The sequence below is a fragment of the Aeromonas sp. FL131 genome (assembly GCF_049860615.1).
Lineage (GTDB): Bacteria > Pseudomonadota > Gammaproteobacteria > Enterobacterales > Aeromonadaceae > Aeromonas > Aeromonas hydrophila.
Genome location: NZ_CP187595.1, coordinates 4,340,554 through 4,357,500 on the forward strand (window position 1 = coordinate 4,340,554; position 16,947 = coordinate 4,357,500).

The window sequence follows — 16,947 nt, forward strand, 5'->3', positions numbered from 1 at the left end:
CGACTGTGTGGCGGTATCAGTGGGCGGAGTGTACCACAGCCCCCGAAGGTCGCTGTAGGGGCACCGGCCGAAGGAGGGCGGCGGAAAGACTAGCTGGTCTGCAGGAACATGCTCTTGTCGTTGAGCTGCAGGTACTCGGTGAGGTCGTCGTAGGCCAGTGGCCGGCTCAGCAGATAGCCCTGGGTGAAGGCGCACCCCTTCTGGCAGAGGAAGTTGAGCTGCTCGCGGGTCTCCACCCCCTCGATCACCACCTGCATGCCGAGGTTGTGCACTATGTTGATGATGCCGTCCAGCAGCAGCCGGTCCTGTTCATTGAACGGGATGTGGCGCACGAAGGCCCGGTCGATCTTGACCAGGTCCACCGGGAAGTTGCGCAGATAGTTCAGCGCCGAATAGCCGGTGCCGAAGTCGTCGATGGCCAGCTTGCAGCCCGCCTCGCGCAGCGCATCAATCCGCACCCTGTGCTGATCGCTGGTCTCCATCAGCAGGGACTCGGTGATCTCGATGACGATGTCCGCCGGGTCCAGTCCGAAGTGGTGGATCACCTTGAGCCACTCGCTCGCCTCCGGATCGATGGTCTGGAACTCCAGGGTGGAGCGGTTGATCGACATCTGCAGATCCGGGAAGCCCGATTGCTGCAGCCGCGCCAGATCCCGGCACGACTGCCACAGCACCAGCGCCCCCAGCCCCTGGATGAGCCCGGCCTCCTCCGCCAACGGAATGAAGTCCGCCGGCGACACCTGGCCCCAGTGCGGGTGGTACCAGCGCACCAGCGCCTCCAGCTTGGCGACCCGGCCACTGCGGTTGTCCCAGATCGGCTGGTAGGCCATGGTCAACTGCTCGAGCTTGATCGCCTCCGCCAGATCCTGCTGCATCTGGTGGCGCTGGCGCACCTCTTCGCGCATGGAGGCGCAGTAGCTGCCGAGCAGCCGTCCCTGCCGCTTGGCGGCAAACAGCGCCTGTTCGGCGTTGCGCAGCAGCTCGTCGCTCTCCAGGCCATCGCCCGGGCAGAGAGTGATGCCGATGGTGGCTGTCACGTAGAGGTGCTGGTTGGCCAGCATGAAAGGACGAGCGAAGCCGCCGATCACCTGCTTGGCAAACACCTCGGCCTGACGACGGTTGACGATGCCCGGCACCAGGAAAGCGAACTCGTCGCCGCCGATGCGAGCCACCAGGTCCTCGGTGCGCACCCGACTCACCAGTCGGTCCGACACCTCCCGCAGCAGGGCGCCACCGGCGTGGTGATCCATGCTGTTGTTGACCGCCTTGAAGTTGTTGAGGTCGAGCACCATCAGCGCGAAGCGCTCGCCCCGCTCGCAGAAGCGGCTCAGGCAGCGGCCGAACAGCCAGCGGTTGGGCAGCCCGGTGAGGTTGTCGTAATTGGCCTGGGCGGCGATCTTCTGCTCCGCCAGCTTGGTCTGGGAGAGGTCGCTGAAGATGGCGATGTACTGGCTGATGCGCCCCCCTTCCCGCAGGGTGCTGATCATCAGCTGCTGGGGGTAGAGCTTGCCGTTCTTGCGCTTGTTCCACACCTCGCCACGCCACACCCCCACCCGCTCCAGCGCGTGGTACATGTCGGCGTAGAAGGCCTGATCGTGCAGCCCGGACTTGAGCATGCTGGGCCGCTGGCCGCGCACCTCCTCCTCGCTGTAGCCGGTGATCTGCTCGAACGCCGGATTGACCGAGATGATGCGGCTGTCGGCGTCGCACACCAGGATCGCCTCGGAGAGGTTGTCATAGACCCGGTGGGAGAGCTTGAGCTGTTCGGCGTGGCGCTTGAGGGGATCGATGTTCTCCAGCACCACCATCAGGTAGTCGGGCTGCAGCTGATCGTCCCGCACCAGGGTGACGGTGACCCGCCCCCACAGCACCTGACCGTCCCGGTGCAGGTAGCGCTTCTCCTGAGTGAAGGCGGTGCGCTCACCGTGCTTGAGCTCTTCATAACAGGCGGCGCTGCGTAACCAGTCCTCCGGGTGATTGAGCTCGGCGGCGGTGCGGTGCAGCAGCTCGCTCTGGCTGTAGCCCAGCATCTTTTCGATGGCCGGGTTGGTCCAGAGGATCTTGCCGTTCAGATCGAGCTTGCCGATCCCCACCGGCGCGTGGGACATCATGGTGTGCAGAAAATCGTGGTACTCGGGCTGGGGCGGTGCCGGCTGTTGCAGCATCAGCGCCAGTTCGCGCCCGGCCAGCGGAGCCAGCAGGCGCAACAGGCCCATCACCTTGTCCATGTTGGTGAGCGGCCGCTTGAACAGCACGCTGCAGATACCGACTGTCTCCCCCTGGGCACTCTTGAGGGCGATGCCGGCATAGGCCTGGATGTGCCAGGCCTGCAACACGGCGGCATGGGGAAACAGCTGCTGTACCCGATCGCTGAACCAGGTCTCTCCCTCCTGCAGGGTGATCTCCCCCAGGGTGGCGCTGACCGGAAAGCTGAAGTTGGTGATGTCGAGAGACGCGGGGTGGGCGGCGTGTACCTTGAAAGAGAGCCCCGCTTGATCCCTGCCTGAAATCAGGACGAAGTCGGCCCCGACCGCTGCTGCGATTTCACTCACAAAGGTATCGAAATATCCCTGACCACTCGAATGAGACAGACTTGAGATGATTTGATAGACAGACTCGAGTGCTCGCCTCATGGCAAGGTTCTTTCTCTCCTTGGAAGGTAGGACCCGACTCTACTGAAGAGCCGGGGACAGTGCAAACATGCTATCCGCAAGATATTAAAAAGCCTTGAGAAAAGGGACCAAAAGGTCCCTTTTTATCTCAAAAATCACGCTGTGATCCCACTATGTGGCAAAACTGTACCTGCTTGAAGCTCACGCCAGCCGGGGCCCGCCAACTCACGCGGCAATCCCACTGTGACGGAGCAGCGCATCCACCTGAGGCTCGCGGCCACGGAAGGCTCGGAACAGCTCCATCGGCTCCTTGGAGCCACCCTTTTCCAGGATGTTCTTCAGGAAGGACTGACCGGTGGCCGGGTTGAAGATCCCCTCCTCCTCGAAGCGGGAGAAGGCATCCGCAGAGAGCACCTCGGCCCACTTGTAGCTGTAGTAGCCCGCCGCATAACCGCCGGCGAAGATGTGGGAGAAGCTGTGCTGGAAGCGGTTGAAAGCAGGCGGCGTCATCACCGCCACCTGGCTGCGCACCTCATCCAGCAGCGCCGGGATCTGATCCGCGCTGGCCGGGTCAAACTCCTGGTGCAGGCGGAAGTCGAACAGGGCGAACTCCAGCTGGCGCAGCATCTGCATCGCCGCCTGGAAGTTGCGGGCGGTCAGCATCTTCTCCAGCAGATCGGCAGGCAGTGGCTCACCGGTCTCGTGATGGCCGGAGATGAAGGCCAGCGCCTCGGACTCCCAGCACCAGTTCTCGAGGAACTGGCTCGGCAGCTCCACCGCGTCCCAGGCCACGCCGTTGATGCCGGCCACGCCGGCCACGTCGATGCGGGTCAGCATGTGGTGAATACCGTGGCCGAACTCGTGGAACAGGGTGACCACTTCGTTGTGGGTGAACAGGGCGGGTTTGCCGTCCACCGGACCGTTGAAGTTGCAGGTCAGGTAGGCCACCGGCTTTTGCAGCGAACCATCCTGACGGTAGCGACGACCCAGGCAGACATCCATCCAGGCGCCGCCCTGCTTGTGCTCGCGGGCATAGAGGTCGAGGTAGAAGCTGCCGCGCAGCTCGTCCTCGGCGTCGAAGATGTCGTAGAAGCGCACGTCCGGGTGCCAGGTGTCGATGCCGAGGCGCTCACGCACCTTCATGCCGAACACCCGCTTGACCACCTCGAACAGCCCCTTCACCACCTTGCTGGCGGGGAAGTAGGGGCGCAGCTGCTCGTCGGAGATGGAGAACTTGTGCTGCTTGAGCTTCTCGGCGTAGTAGGCGAGATCCCAGGCGGCCAGCTCGCGCTGACCGTGTTGCTCGGCGGCGAAGGCGCGGATCTCTTCGAGCTCGGCCTTGCCCTGCGGCAGGGACTTGGCCGCCAGATCGGTGAGGAAGTTCACCACCTGCTCGGGCTTGTCCGCCATCTTGGTGGCTAGTGACAGCTCGGCGTAGTTGGCAAAGCCGAGCAGCTGGGCCAGCTCGCGGCGCAGGGCAAGCAGCTCGGTCATGATGGCGGAGTTGTCCCACTTGCCGGCGTTGGGACCCTGATCCGAGGCGCGGGTGGTGAAGGCCTCATACAGCTCGGCGCGCAGCGCGCGGTTGTCGGCATACATCATCACCGGCAGGTAGGAGGGGATGTCCAGGGTGAACAGCCAGCCCTCCTTGCCCTTCAGCTCGGCCAGCTGGCGGGCGGCGGCCTGCGCGCTCTGCGGCAGACCAGCCAGCTCGGCCTCGTCGGTCACCAGCTTGCTCCAGCCCTGGGTCGCGTCCAGCACGTTGTTGCTGAAACGGGAAGCCAGCTCGGAGAGGCGGGCCTGGATCTCGCCGTAGCGCTGCTGCGCCTCGGCGGGCAGACCGATCCCGGACAGGCGAAAATCGCGCAGGGTGTTCTGGATCTCCTTGCGCTGGGCGCCGCTCAGCAGCGGGAAGTCGTCGCTCTCGGCCAGTTCGCGATAGGCCTGATAGAGCCCCTCGTGCTGGCCGACATAGGTCTGGAATTCAGACAGCAGCGGCAGGCAGGCGTCGTGGGCCGCGCGCAGTGCTTCGCTGTTGAGTACGGAGTTGAGGTGACTAACCGGCGACCAGATCCGCGCCAGGCGGTCGTTGACCTCTTCCAGCGGGGCGATCAGGCTGTCCCAGGTGTGGGGGTCGCGCTGGGCCAGCACATCGCTGATCTTCTGTTTGCAATCGGCGATGGCCTGCGTCACGGCAGGCTGCACCTGATCGGGCTGGATCTGGCTGAAAGGGGGCAGCGAGTCCATTGTCAGCAAAGGGTTGTTCATCCTGCGATACCTCTAAATTCTCTACAGCCCCTGCCGTCCAGAAGCTTGCTTGGACTACCTAAGATGTAGGCAGAAACCTCATTAATCAAGCCTTTGCCTGCCAGAGCGCGGCCTGTTGTCCACTTTTCGCCGAGATCTGCTCATTAAAACGGCGATCCGGATGCCAGAGACGACAATGCCGGCCCAGGGGCCGGCATTGTGGGTGACATCAGGCAAGATGCATCAGCGGCTGGCGTCTTCCTGCAGCCACTGGGCAGCCCGCTTGGCGAAGTAGGTGAGGATGCCGTCGGCACCGGCCCGCTTGAAGCAGAGCAGGGATTCCATGATGCTCTCCTTCTCCTTCAGCCAGCCGTTCTGGATCGCAGCCATGTGCATGGCGTACTCGCCGCTCACCTGATAGGCGAAGGTCGGCACGCCGAACTGATCCTTCACTTGGCGGATCACGTCCAGATAGGGCATGCCCGGCTTGACCATCACGCTGTCGGCCCCTTCCTGGATATCCAGCGCCACTTCGTGCAGGGCTTCGTTGCTGTTGGCCGGATCCATCTGGTAGGTGGCCTTGTTGCTCTTGCCGAGGTTGCCGGCAGAGCCCACCGCGTCGCGGAACGGACCGTAGTAGCAGGAGGCGTACTTGGCGGAGTAGGCCATGATCTGGGTGTTGATGAAGCCGTTCTCTTCCAGCGCAGCGCGGATGGCGCCGATGCGGCCATCCATCATGTCGGACGGCGCGACGATATCGACCCCGGCAGCGGCGTGGGAGAGCGCCTGTTTCACCAGGATCTCGGTGGTGATGTCGTTCAGCACATAGCCTTCGTCATCAATGATGCCGTCCTGCCCGTGGGTGGTGAAGGGATCGAGCGCCACGTCGGTGATGACCCCCAGCTCCGGGAAGCTCGCCTTGAGGGCGCGCGTCGCCCGCTGGGCCAGCCCGTCCGGGTTGTAGGCCTCTTCCGCCAGCAGACTCTTCTGCTCCAGCGGGGTGACCGGGAACAGAGCGATGGCCGGTACGCCCAGCGCAACCAGCTCGGCAGCCTCTTTCAGCAGCAGATCGATGGAAAGCCTGTCCACCCCCGGCATGGAGGTGACGGCCTCACGACGGTTCTCCCCCTCCAGCACGAACACGGGATAGATGAGATCGTTGGCGGTCAGTACGTTCTCGCGCACCAGACGACGGCTGAAATCATGTTTGCGCACCCGGCGCAGGCGGCGACCCGGAAAGGCGCCTGGAAGAGTTGTAGCCATGAATCACTCCTGAAGAGGAAGTTGGAAGAACGCGGCGGAGGTGGCCCGGGTGTGGGCCAGCAAGGCCTCGGGCGCTTCACCACGGCAGGCCGCCACCACCTGAGCGATGTGCGGCAAAAAAGCGGGTTCGTTGCGTTTTGGTCTGGGCTTCAGATCCCGCGGCACCAGATAGGGGGCATCGGTCTCGATCATCAGCCGGCCGGCCGGAATGCGGGCCACCTGCTCGCGCAGCAACTGGCCGCGACGCTCGTCGCACAGCCAGCCGGTCACCCCGATATGCAGCCCCAGCGCCAGACACTGGTCCAGCTCCTCGTCGGAGCCGGTGAAGCAGTGCAGCACGGCCCCCGGCAGCTTGGGCAACCAGGGGCGCAGGATCTCGATGAAACGGGCGTGAGCATCGCGGCAGTGGAGAAACACCGGCATCCCGAGCTCGGCGGCCAGCGCCAGCTGGGCGTCGAATACCGCATCCTGCACCGGACGGGGCGAGAAGTCGCGATTGTAGTCGAGCCCGCACTCGCCGATAGCCACCACTTGTGGCAGCGCCGCCAGCTCGCGCAGGGCGGGCAGGGTCGCCTCATCGACACTCTTGGCGTCGTGGGGGTGGACCCCGGCGGTGGAGAAACAGTAACCCGGCCAGCGGGCGGCAAGGGTGGCGCTCTCGTGGCTGCCGACCAGATCGGTGCCGGTCAGGATCAGCGCCTCCACCCCGGCGGCGCGGGCGCGGGCCACCAGATCGGCCTGTTCATCGGCAAACTGGCTGCTGGTCAGGTTTACACCTATGTCGATCATGGGGTCAGCGGGTCCGAACAAAAGGAAGACATATCAGGTATTTGAAAACCATCTACTCAATGGGGCCTTACCATACGCCTCGAACGGGGGCATGAAAAGAGGAAGGGAGCCTTAGCTCCCCTCTTCAGTCTGCTCCTGCTTCTCTTCGCTCTCTTCTTTCACGTAGAAACGGGCGAAGAACAGACCTATCTCCCACAAACCCCACATGGGGATCGCGAGCAGAGTCTGGGAAAAGACATCGGGCGGCGTCAACAGCATGCCGACCACGAACACCCCGACGATGACGTAGGGACGCTTTTCCCGCAGGCTCTTGGGACTGGTCACCCCGGTCCAGCACAGCAGTATGGTGGCAACCGGAATTTCGAACGCCACCCCGAACGCGAAGAACAGGGTCAGTACGAAGTCCAGATAGCTGGCGATGTCGGTCGCCACCGTCACCCCGGCGGGCGCGGTGCTGGTGAAGAAACCGAACACCAGCGGGAACACCACGTAGTAGGCGAACGCCATGCCGGCATAGAACAGCACGGCACTGGAGGCGACCAGCGGCATGATCAGGCGCCGTTCATGCTGGTACAGACCGGGGGCGATGAAGGCCCAGGCCTGATAGAGCAGATAAGGGATCGCCACGAAGAAGGAGACCACCAGGGTCAGCTTGATCGGCGTCAGGAAGGGGGTCGCCACATCCGTCGCTATCATGCTGGTCCCTTCCGGCAACTGACTCAGCAGCGGCTGGGCCACGAAGTCGTAGATGTTGTTGGAGAAGTAGATCAGCGCGATGAACACCAGCAGGATGGCCGAGATGGAGCGCAGCAGGCGCGTTCTCAGCTCGACCAGATGGCTGATCAGGGGTTGCTCGGCCTGACTCATGGCTTCACCTCCCCTTGTTCGGCGCTCGGCTGGGCACTTGCGGCGGGGATCACGGTGGGCTCCTCATCAGGTGTCGCCACACTGACGGGGGCTGCCGGCTCCTCCTTCACCTCGGCGGCGGCCGGTGCTGGCTGGATGGTATTTTGTTGTTCGTATGGACGGGTCACCGATTGTGCGGCCGTTTTCAGCTGCTCGATAGACTCCTGCAGCTCGGGGCTCAGGTTGTTCATCTGCAACTGTTCGGCCTTCTTCAGGTCGTTGTGCAGATCCTGCAACTTGAGCTCCTGCTCCAGCTCGGCCTTGACCGAGTTGGCGGTGCTGCGGATCAGTCTGATCCAGTGGCTGGCGGTACGGATCGCCACGGGCAGCCGCTCGGGGCCGAGCACCACCAGGGCGACGACACCAATGACAACCAGCTCCCAGAAACCGATATCGAACATGGCTTAGGCCTGATCTTTATCTTTCTGCTTGGCAGCATCGCTAGGCTGACCCGCTGCTTCGTTCAGCTGTTTCGGCGGAAACTCGGCATCCTTCTGCTCGGACTTGGTCTCCGGCTCGTCGGACAGCGCCTTCTTGAAGCCCTTGACCGCGGCACCCAGATCACCGCCGATGCCGCGCAGTTTCTTGGTACCGAACAGCAGCACGACGATGACTGCGATGATCAACAATTGCCAAATACTGATACCACCCATGACTTTCTCTCCAGAACAGGCGCCTGCTGGCGCAGTTTATTTAATGAGAACGGGTTCGCAACCAACCCAGCAGCCAGCATAACCCGGCGCCGGCGAGGCTGATTTGTCCCCACTCAATGTGTTGTTTTTGGGTCAGCAAGAATACACCGGCCAATAGCAGGCTGGCTCCAACCCCTAAGAGGTAGCGAGCCTGACCCTGGCGGCGACTGTGCCGGCGAAAATCGGCAAACATCTGGTCGAAGTGGCGCTGCTGATGACGGGTCTGGCGCAGGGTCTCGTAGACCAGCTCCGGCAGTTCCGGCAGCTTTTCCGCCCAGAATGGCGCCTTCTCCTTGATGGCATTCCACACCGCCTTGGGCCCCACCTGCTGATACATCCAGTTTTCCAGATAGGGCTTGGCGGTCTGCCACAAATCGAGCTGCGGGTAGAGCTGGCGACCCAACCCCTCCACATAGAGCAGGGTCTTCTGCAACAGCACCAGCTGCGGCTGCACCTGCATGTTGAAGCGGCGCGCGGTGTTGAACAGGTTGAGCAGCACGTGGCCGAACGAGATCTCGGACAGCGGCTTCTCGAAGATGGGCTCCAGCACGGTGCGGATGGCGAACTCGAACTCATCCACCTTGGTATCGGGCGGCACCCAGCCGGACTCCACGTGCAGCTCGGCCACCCGGCGGTAGTCACGGTTGAAGAAGGCGAGGAAGTTCTCGGCCAGGTAGCGTTTGTCTTCCCGGTTGAGGGTGCCGACGATGCCGCAGTCGATGCCGATCCAGAGCGGATTCTCCGGATGTTCGTAGGAGACGAAGATGTTGCCCGGGTGCATGTCGGCGTGGAAGAAGCTGTCGCGGAACACCTGGGTGAAGAACACCTCCACCCCGCGCTCGGCCAGCAGCTTCATGTTGGTGCCGTTGGCCTCCAGCGCAGCAATGTCGGAGACCGGAATGCCGTAGATCCGCTCCATCACCAGCACCTGTTCGCGGCAGTGCTCGGTGAACACCTCGGGCACGTAGAGCGCCTCGGAGCCGGTGAAGTTGCGGCGCAGCTGGATGGCGTTGGCCGCTTCGCGCATCAGGTTGAGCTCGTCGAGGATGGTCTTGCGATACTCTTCCACCACCTCGATGGGGCGCAGGCGTCCGCTCTGGGGCACGAAACGGGCCACCAGACGGGCCAGCGCCTGCATCAGCCGCAGGTCGGCCTCGATGACCGGCTCGATGTCGGGACGGATCACCTTGATGACGATCTCGCGGCCATTCTCCTTCAGCCGGGCGGTATGCACCTGGGCGATGGAGGCCGACGCCAGCGGCGTCTCGTCGAAGTCGTCAAACAGGGTCTCGATGGTGCAGCCTAGGCTCGCCTCGATCTGGCGGCGGGCCGCCTGACCACAGAAGGGGGGCACCCTGTCCTGCAGCAGTGCCAGCTCCTCGGCGATGTCCGGCGGCAGCAGATCGCGCCGGGTCGAGAGCATCTGACCGAACTTGATGAAGATGGGGCCGAGCGCCTCGAAGGCGAGCCGGATGCGGGCACCGCGGTTCAGCCCCTGACGTTTGTTCTTGAGCCAGAACAGGCTGCGACGGGCCAGCCGGCCGGGCCAGGGCTGGTAACGGGCGGGCACCAGCTCGTCGATGCCTTGCTCCAGCAGGATGCTGATGATGCGATAGAGGCGCTTGAACTCCTTCGGGGTCATCAGGCTACCTGCTGCTCGAAGCGGGTCAGCCGCAGCTCGACCGCTTTCATCTGCTGGGCCAGCAACTCAACATCGTCGTTGAAGCTGGCCACTTCCAGCGGACCCGGCGCAAGCCGGATCTCTTCGGTCAGGTATTCGGCCAGCTGACGCTGGCTGCGGCACAATTCACGTCCCAGCAGCCGGCGTGCCTGACTGGCGCCGCGCAGCAGGGTGTGGGCCAGCACATCGCCGGTATAACGGGACAGCTCCTCTTCCCAGTCGATATTCAGCTCGCCCAGCAACACGCTGAACGCCTGCACCAGCTGAGGGTCGCCGCTCAGGTCCAGCTTCTCCTCGCGGATGTAGCGGGTCAGGGCGGAGGGGTCCTTGAGCAGGCCGAGCGCGGTCAGGGAGAGGCTCAGCACCGCATCGGCCTCCCCTTCGAATTTGGCCAGCACATCCAGCCGGCGCTCGGAGAAGACAAACCAGAGCGGCTTGAGCTCGCGCAGCTCCAGTTTGAGTACCTTGCCCGTCAATTTGCGCAGCCGCTCCGGACTCTGCTTGTCGAGTCGCAGCAGCTGGTTGAGGCTGGTTTCGATCACCGCGGTGACCATGGCATCCATCGGCATAGGCGACCTTAAAACTTGTAACCGCGGTGCAGGGCGACCACGCCCTGGGTCAGGTTGTAAAACTCGACCTGCTCGAAACCGACATTCTCCATCATGCCTGCCAGGGTCTGCTGATCCGGGTGCATGCGGATCGACTCCGCCAGATATTTGTAGCTTTCGCTGTCGTTCGCGACGATTTCGCCCATTTTAGGCAGCAGTTTGAAGGAGTAGAGATCGTACAGCTTGGCGATCACTTCGCTGACCGGCTTGGAGAACTCCAGCACCAGCAAGCGGCCACCCGGCTTGAGCACCCGGAACATGGAGGCAAGTGCCTTGTCCTTGTCGGTGACGTTGCGCAGGCCGAAGCCAATGGTGATGACGTCGAAATGGTTGTCAGGGAACGGGAGCGCCTCGGCATTGGCCTGTACGTAGGAGACGTTGTTGGCCACCCCCAGATTGCGCAGCTTGTCGCGGCCCACCTTGAGCATGGAGTCGTTGATATCCGCCAGCACCACTTGGCCGGTCTCGCCGACGATGCGGGAGAACTTGGCGGTCAGATCGCCGGTACCACCGGCCAGATCCAGCACCTTCTGACCCTTGCGCACGCCGGAGCAGTCGATGGTGAAGCGCTTCCACAGGCGGTGGATGCCGAACGACATCAGATCGTTCATCAGATCATACTTGGCTGCCACCGAATGGAAGACGCCGGCGACCAGGGTTTCCTTCTCGGTCGAGGCCACGGTTTTAAAGCCAAAATGCGTTGTCGTAGTCTGTTCTGACATCCCTTAAACACCCATAGAGCAAAGAATGGCCGCCAGTTTACCAGAGCCAATGGCGTGCGGACACCTTAAACCCGGCTGGCGACCAACTGCATCCCCAGCACTACCATGGCCAGACAGAGAAACAGGTTAAGGCCGATATTGAGGGCGGCTTTCAGATAGGCCCCCTGCTGGGCCAGTACCACTGTATCCAGCGCGAAGGAGGAGAAGGTAGTCAGGGCACCGAGGATACCCACCATCAGCAGCGGTTTCAGCGGGTGCTCCACCACATGACCATGGCTGATCAGCGCAAAGGCAATGCCCATGATGAAGGAGCCGACCACGTTGACCACCAGGGTGCCATACGGGAAATGACGTCCCAACAGCAGCGCCATCAGTTCGGCGATACCAAAGCGCAGGCAGGCGCCGATGGCCCCGCCGGCGGCAACATATAACCAGGTTTGCATGGGAGCACGCCTCCATAGTATCGGGCCGACATTATGCAAAATGTCAGGCCCGGGGGACAGCAGGGCAATTAATCGACATCACCCGCATCAGCGGCGAAAGTCGACCGGCTCGACCTGAGCGAGATGAATCGAGGTGCGGGATGGCGTGGTTTGCGCAATCACCCGGCCACCGCGAACGGAGTAACGCACCGGCACCTGGCGGCGCACCGCATCAAAGCCGTTCTCGGCGGGCAGGATCAGCAGGTTGGCCGGTTTGCCCACCTCGATGCCGTAGCGATCCTGCACGTTCAGGGTGCGTGCACTGTGGCAGCCGATCAGCTTGAGGCTGTCGTTGATCTGCTCGTAACCCATGATCTGGCAGACATGCAGCCCCATGTGCAGTACCTGCAGCATGTTGGCGGTGCCCATGGGATACCAAGGATCGAACACGTCGTCATGGCCGAAACAGACATTGATGTTCGCTTCCAGCATCTCCTTCACCCGGGTGATGCCGCGACGCTTGGGATAGCTGTCGAAGCGCCCCTGCAGGTGGATGTTCACCAGCGGATTGGCGACAAAGTTGATGTCCGCCATCTTCAGCAGCCGGAACAGGCGGGACGCATAGGCGCCGTTATAGGAGTGCATGGCGGTGGTGTGGCTGGCGGTCACCCGCTGACCCATGCCACGCTCGTAGGCCAGGGTCGCCAGCGTCTCGATGAAGCGGGACTGCTCGTCATCGATCTCGTCGCAGTGCACATCCACCAGAACCTGATACTTCTCGGCAAGATCGAACACATAGTGCAGACTTTCGACCCCATATTCCCGAGTGAACTCGAAATGGGGGATGGCGCCTATCACGTCGGCGCCCAGCTTGAGAGCCTCTTCAAGCAGCGCCTTGCCGTTGGGGTAGGAGAGGATCCCCTCCTGCGGGAAGGCCACTATCTGCAGCTCCATCCACTCCTTCATCTCCTCCCGCACTTCCAACATGGCCTTCAGGGCGACCAGATTGGGGTCGGAGACATCCACGTGGGTGCGGACGAACTGGATGCCGTTGGCAATCTGCCACTTCAGCGTCTGGATGGCCCGCTGCTTCACATCCTCGTGGGTCAGCAGAGCCTTGCGCTCGGCCCAGCGTTCTATCCCCTCGAACAGGGTACCGGAGAGGTTCCAGCTCGGCTCACCGGCTGTCTGGGTGGTATCAAGATGGATGTGAGGCTCGACAAAGGGGGCGATGGCGAGCCCCTCCTCACCATCAAGCTCATGGGCTGCGAGCAGATGGGTGCTCATGGGTTCGATGGCTCGGATCAGGCCATCCTGGCAGAGGATCTGCCACATCCCCTCCCTTCCGACCAGACGCAGGTTCTTTATCAGCATGTTTTTGCTTCCTTTTTTCAAACACCAACGGCTTTTTCAATCCACAACTTAGCTTGGATCAATTTGATAGAAAAGCGTTCATATTGAATACATATGAGACTGTTACTATTGACAAACAGCAACAATAAAAGGGAGTTGATTGGGATGAAAGCAGGATTGACCGAGATCGGCAGCGCAGGCTTGTTTCACGAGTATCTGCAGACACTGGGTATCAACAAGCCACCCTTGACGTCGATCGACAAGCAGTGGGAATACACCCGCAATGAACGACTGGTGGCAGCCATTCAGATAGAAGCCTCAGGACAGGCTCGGTTCTATCTCGATGCCAGGCAGATTTCGGTAAACTGAGAAAAGCGGATACAAAAAAGCCTCCCGATTGGGAGGCTTTAATATTTAATGGTGCTGATACCCAGAGTCGAACTGGGGACCTCATCCTTACCAAGGATGCGCTCTACCAACTGAGCCATATCAGCACACTAACCGGTAAAGACCGCACTGTGTGCGCTATCTAAATCTTTTGTCCAACACAACCTGACGTTGTATCGCGACCAACCACATCGCTGTGATTGCTTAATTGATGCCTGGCAGTGTCCTACTCTCGCATGGCGAATGCCACACTACCATCGGCGCTACCGCGTTTCACTTCTGAGTTCGGCATGGGATCAGGTGGTTCCACGGCGCTATGGCCGCCAGGCAAATTCTTCAATCTAAGAAAGCTGATTTTGTTGTTCGTTCTCGGTATCTGCTACAAGCCTTAGAACACTTCTTGGGTGTTGTATGGTTAAGCCTCACGGGTAATTAGTATGGGTTAGCTCAACACGTCGCCGCGCTTACACACCCCACCTATCAACGTTGTGGTCTCCAACGGCCCTTTAGGACCCTCAAGGGGTCAGGGATGACTCATCTCAGGGCTCGCTTCCCGCTTAGATGCTTTCAGCGGTTATCGATTCCGAACTTAGCTACCGGGCAGTGCCACTGGCGTGACAACCCGAACACCAGAGGTTCGTTCACTCCGGTCCTCTCGTACTAGGAGCAACTCCCTTCAATCATCCAACGCCCACGGCAGATAGGGACCGAACTGTCTCACGACGTTCTGAACCCAGCTCGCGTACCACTTTAAATGGCGAACAGCCATACCCTTGGGACCGACTTCAGCCCCAGGATGTGATGAGCCGACATCGAGGTGCCAAACACCGCCGTCGATATGAACTCTTGGGCGGTATCAGCCTGTTATCCCCGGAGTACCTTTTATCCGTTGAGCGATGGCCCTTCCATTCAGAACCACCGGATCACTATGACCTACTTTCGTACCTGCTCGACCTGTCCGTCTCGCAGTTAAGCTGGCTTATGCCATTGCACTAACCTCCTGATGTCCGACCAGGATTAGCCAACCTTCGTGCTCCTCCGTTACTCTTTGGGAGGAGACCGCCCCAGTCAAACTACCCACCAGGCACTGTCCGCGACCCAGATTCATGGGCCTGCGTTAGAACATCAAACATACAAGGGTGGTATTTCAAGGACGGCTCCAGCGCAACTGGCGTCACGCCTTCAAAGCCTCCCACCTATCCTACACATGTAGGTTCAATGTTCAGTGCCAAGCTGTAGTAAAGGTTCACGGGGTCTTTCCGTCTAGCCGCGGGTACACCGCATCTTCACGGCGAATTCGATTTCACTGAGTCTCGGGTGGAGACAGCATGGCCATGGTTACACCATTCGTGCAGGTCGGAACTTACCCGACAAGGAATTTCGCTACCTTAGGACCGTTATAGTTACGGCCGCCGTTTACCGGGGCTTCGATCAAGAGCTTCGCTTGCGCTAACCCCATCAATTAACCTTCCGGCACCGGGCAGGTGTCACACCCTATACGTCCACTTTCGTGTTTGCAGAGTGCTGTGTTTTTGATAAACAGTCCCAGCCATCTGGTCACTGCGACTCCCAACTGCTCCATCCGCAAGGGACTTCACTGTCAAGAGCGAACCTTCTCCCGAAGTTACGGTTCTATTTTGCCTAGTTCCTTCACCCGAGTTCTCTCAAGCGCCTTGGTATTCTCTACCCGACCACCTGTGTCGGTTTGGGGTACGATGACTTGTAATCTGAAGCTTAGAGGCTTTTCCTGGAAGCAGGGCATCAATGGCTTCCGCACCGTAGTGCGTTCGTCTCGTGTCTCAGTGTTGTGTCTCCGGATTTGCCTAGAAACACCACCTACGCACTTTCACCAGGACAACCGTCGCCTGGCCCACCTAGCCTTCTCCGTCCCCCCATCGCAATTACAAGTCGTGCAGGAATATTAACCTGCTTCCCATCGACTACGCCTTTCGGCCTCGCCTTAGGGGTCGACTCACCCTGCCCCGATTAACGTTGGACAGGAACCCTTGGTCTTCCGGCGAGGAGGCTTTTCACCCCCTTTATCGTTACTTACGTCAGCATTCGCACTTCTGATATCTCCAGCATGCCTCTCGACACACCTTCGCAGACTTACAGAACGCTCCCCTACCACTCACGCTTAGCGTGAATCCGCGGCTTCGGTGCCTGGTTTGAGCCCCGTTACATCTTCCGCGCAGGCCGACTCGACTAGTGAGCTATTACGCTTTCTTTAAATGATGGCTGCTTCTAAGCCAACATCCTAGCTGTCTGAGCCTTCCCACATCGTTTCCCACTTAACCAGAACTTTGGGACCTTAGCCGGCGGTCTGGGTTGTTTCCCTCTTCACGACGGACGTTAGCACCCGCCGTGTGTCTCCCGGATATTACTTACTGGTATTCGGAGTTTGCATGGGGTTGGTAAGTCGGGATGACCCCCTAGCCCAAACAGTGCTCTACCCCCAGTAGTATTCGTCCGAGGCGCTACCTAAATAGCTTTCGGGGAGAACCAGCTATCTCCGAGTTTGATTGGCCTTTCACCCCCAGCCACAGGTCATCCCCTAACTTTGCAACGTTAGTGGGTTCGGTCCTCCAGTTGATGTTACTCAACCTTCAACCTGCCCATGGCTAGATCACCCGGTTTCGGGTCTACACCTTGCAACTAGACGCCCAGTTAAGACTCGGTTTCCCTACGGCTCCCCTATACGGTTAACCTCGCTACAAAATGTAAGTCGCTGACCCATTATACAAAAGGTACGCAGTCACCCCGAAGGGCTCCCACTGCTTGTACGTACACGGTTTCAGGTTCTATTTCACTCCCCTCACAGGGGTTCTTTTCGCCTTTCCCTCACGGTACTGGTTCACTATCGGTCAGTCAGGAGTATTTAGCCTTGGAGGATGGTCCCCCCATATTCAGACAGGATGTCACGTGTCCCGCCCTACTCGATTTCACATCAAGGTTGTTTTCGTGTACGGGGCTATCACCCTGTATCGCCGGCCTTTCCAGGACCGTTCCACTAACTTCCAAGATGCTTAAGGGCTAATCCCCGTTCGCTCGCCGCTACTGAGGGAATCTCGGTTGATTTCTTTTCCTCGGGGTACTTAGATGTTTCAGTTCTCCCGGTTCGCCTCGCTACGCTATGTATTCACGTAGCGATACCTAGCTTATGCTAAGTGGGTTTCCCCATTCGGAAATCCGTGAGTCGTAATGTCTCTTACCGACTGCTCACGGCTTATCGCAGGTTAGTACGTCCTTCATCGCCTCTGACTGC

At 60.5% G+C, this 16,947-nt stretch carries 13 protein-coding genes, 1 tRNA gene and 2 rRNA genes (1 of these 16 only partly in view); 1 reads left to right on the top strand and 15 read right to left on the bottom strand.

Annotation, left to right across the window (positions count from 1 at the left end; all coding sequences use genetic code 11):
• Positions 1–89: 89 nt before the first annotated feature.
• From ACPW75_RS20205 to ACPW75_RS20260, 12 genes are all read right to left on the bottom strand, one after another.
• Complete coding sequence (locus ACPW75_RS20205) at positions 90–2,633, bottom strand: sensor domain-containing phosphodiesterase (protein WP_425904342.1); 2,544 nt, start codon at positions 2,631–2,633, stop codon at positions 90–92.
• A gap of 204 nt (positions 2,634–2,837) precedes the next feature.
• Entirely contained in the window at positions 2,838–4,880 is a 2,043-nt protein-coding gene (gene prlC, locus ACPW75_RS20210) for an oligopeptidase A (protein ID WP_077096705.1), read from the bottom strand.
• 222 nt (positions 4,881–5,102) lie between these two features.
• Entirely contained in the window at positions 5,103–6,122 is a 1,020-nt protein-coding gene (gene hemB / locus ACPW75_RS20215) for a porphobilinogen synthase (RefSeq protein WP_039215398.1), read from the bottom strand.
• Between the two features lie 3 nt (positions 6,123–6,125).
• On the bottom strand, positions 6,126–6,911 hold the full coding sequence (locus ACPW75_RS20220) for a TatD family hydrolase (protein WP_077096707.1): 786 nt from the start codon (positions 6,909–6,911) through the stop codon (positions 6,126–6,128).
• Between the two features lie 111 nt (positions 6,912–7,022).
• On the bottom strand, positions 7,023–7,778 hold the full coding sequence (gene tatC, locus ACPW75_RS20225) for a twin-arginine translocase subunit TatC (RefSeq protein WP_011704121.1): 756 nt from the start codon (positions 7,776–7,778) through the stop codon (positions 7,023–7,025).
• Entirely contained in the window at positions 7,775–8,218 is a 444-nt protein-coding gene (gene tatB / locus ACPW75_RS20230; protein WP_016348949.1) for a Sec-independent protein translocase protein TatB, read from the bottom strand. The genes tatC and tatB overlap by 4 nt, the downstream gene beginning before the upstream one ends.
• A gap of 3 nt (positions 8,219–8,221) precedes the next feature.
• A complete protein-coding gene (gene tatA / locus ACPW75_RS20235; protein WP_011704119.1) occupies positions 8,222–8,470 on the bottom strand; it encodes a Sec-independent protein translocase subunit TatA in 249 nt (82 codons plus the stop codon).
• Between the two features lie 40 nt (positions 8,471–8,510).
• Complete coding sequence (ubiB, locus tag ACPW75_RS20240; RefSeq protein WP_011704118.1) at positions 8,511–10,151, bottom strand: ubiquinone biosynthesis regulatory protein kinase UbiB; 1,641 nt, start codon at positions 10,149–10,151, stop codon at positions 8,511–8,513.
• On the bottom strand, positions 10,151–10,759 hold the full coding sequence (locus tag ACPW75_RS20245) for a ubiquinone biosynthesis accessory factor UbiJ (RefSeq protein ID WP_077096709.1): 609 nt from the start codon (positions 10,757–10,759) through the stop codon (positions 10,151–10,153). The genes ubiB and ACPW75_RS20245 overlap by 1 nt, the downstream gene beginning before the upstream one ends.
• Before the next feature lie 8 nt (positions 10,760–10,767).
• Positions 10,768–11,520: a bifunctional demethylmenaquinone methyltransferase/2-methoxy-6-polyprenyl-1,4-benzoquinol methylase UbiE gene (ubiE, locus tag ACPW75_RS20250; protein ID WP_011704116.1), complete on the bottom strand. Its 753-nt coding sequence runs from the start codon at positions 11,518–11,520 to the stop codon at positions 10,768–10,770.
• 65 nt (positions 11,521–11,585) lie between these two features.
• Positions 11,586–11,963, bottom strand: a complete 378-nt coding sequence (crcB, locus tag ACPW75_RS20255) for a fluoride efflux transporter CrcB (RefSeq protein WP_049045673.1) — start codon at positions 11,961–11,963, stop codon at positions 11,586–11,588.
• A gap of 87 nt (positions 11,964–12,050) precedes the next feature.
• Positions 12,051–13,316 (bottom strand): cytosine deaminase, encoded by a 1,266-nt coding sequence (locus ACPW75_RS20260; protein WP_077096712.1) that lies wholly within the window; start codon positions 13,314–13,316, stop codon positions 12,051–12,053.
• 93 nt (positions 13,317–13,409) lie between these two features.
• On the opposite strand from ACPW75_RS20260, the gene ACPW75_RS20265 reads away from it, so the two are divergent.
• The gene (locus ACPW75_RS20265) at positions 13,410–13,664 is read left to right on the top strand and encodes a hypothetical protein (protein ID WP_073348562.1); all 255 of its coding nucleotides are present in this window, start codon (positions 13,410–13,412) and stop codon (positions 13,662–13,664) included.
• 49 nt (positions 13,665–13,713) lie between these two features.
• Here the strand turns inward: ACPW75_RS20265 and ACPW75_RS20270 are convergent.
• The 3 genes from ACPW75_RS20270 to ACPW75_RS20280 all read right to left on the bottom strand — a co-directional run.
• Positions 13,714–13,789, bottom strand: a tRNA-Thr gene (locus tag ACPW75_RS20270).
• A gap of 106 nt (positions 13,790–13,895) precedes the next feature.
• Positions 13,896–14,010, bottom strand: a 5S ribosomal RNA gene (rrf, locus tag ACPW75_RS20275).
• Between the two features lie 83 nt (positions 14,011–14,093).
• Positions 14,094–16,947, bottom strand: a 23S ribosomal RNA gene (locus tag ACPW75_RS20280); it runs 35 nt beyond the window's last position.

What these genes read in the sequence shown, in the direction of transcription:
- tatA (WP_011704119.1), bottom strand. Translation starts at nt 8,470, where the DNA reads ATGGGTGGTATCAGTATTTGGCAATTGTTGATCATCGCAGTCATCGTC.
- hemB (WP_039215398.1), bottom strand. Translation starts at nt 6,122, where the DNA reads ATGGCTACAACTCTTCCAGGCGCCTTTCCGGGTCGCCGCCTGCGCCGG.
- ACPW75_RS20260 (WP_077096712.1), bottom strand. Translation starts at nt 13,316, where the DNA reads ATGCTGATAAAGAACCTGCGTCTGGTCGGAAGGGAGGGGATGTGGCAG.
- ACPW75_RS20245 (WP_077096709.1), bottom strand. Translation starts at nt 10,759, where the DNA reads ATGCCGATGGATGCCATGGTCACCGCGGTGATCGAAACCAGCCTCAAC.
- ACPW75_RS20265 (WP_073348562.1), top strand. Translation starts at nt 13,410, where the DNA reads ATGAGACTGTTACTATTGACAAACAGCAACAATAAAAGGGAGTTGATT.
- prlC (WP_077096705.1), bottom strand. Translation starts at nt 4,880, where the DNA reads ATGAACAACCCTTTGCTGACAATGGACTCGCTGCCCCCTTTCAGCCAG.
- ubiB (WP_011704118.1), bottom strand. Translation starts at nt 10,151, where the DNA reads ATGACCCCGAAGGAGTTCAAGCGCCTCTATCGCATCATCAGCATCCTG.
- ACPW75_RS20220 (WP_077096707.1), bottom strand. Translation starts at nt 6,911, where the DNA reads ATGATCGACATAGGTGTAAACCTGACCAGCAGCCAGTTTGCCGATGAA.
- tatB (WP_016348949.1), bottom strand. Translation starts at nt 8,218, where the DNA reads ATGTTCGATATCGGTTTCTGGGAGCTGGTTGTCATTGGTGTCGTCGCC.
- crcB (WP_049045673.1), bottom strand. Translation starts at nt 11,963, where the DNA reads ATGCAAACCTGGTTATATGTTGCCGCCGGCGGGGCCATCGGCGCCTGC.
- ubiE (WP_011704116.1), bottom strand. Translation starts at nt 11,520, where the DNA reads ATGTCAGAACAGACTACGACAACGCATTTTGGCTTTAAAACCGTGGCC.
- tatC (WP_011704121.1), bottom strand. Translation starts at nt 7,778, where the DNA reads ATGAGTCAGGCCGAGCAACCCCTGATCAGCCATCTGGTCGAGCTGAGA.
- ACPW75_RS20205 (WP_425904342.1), bottom strand. Translation starts at nt 2,633, where the DNA reads ATGAGGCGAGCACTCGAGTCTGTCTATCAAATCATCTCAAGTCTGTCT.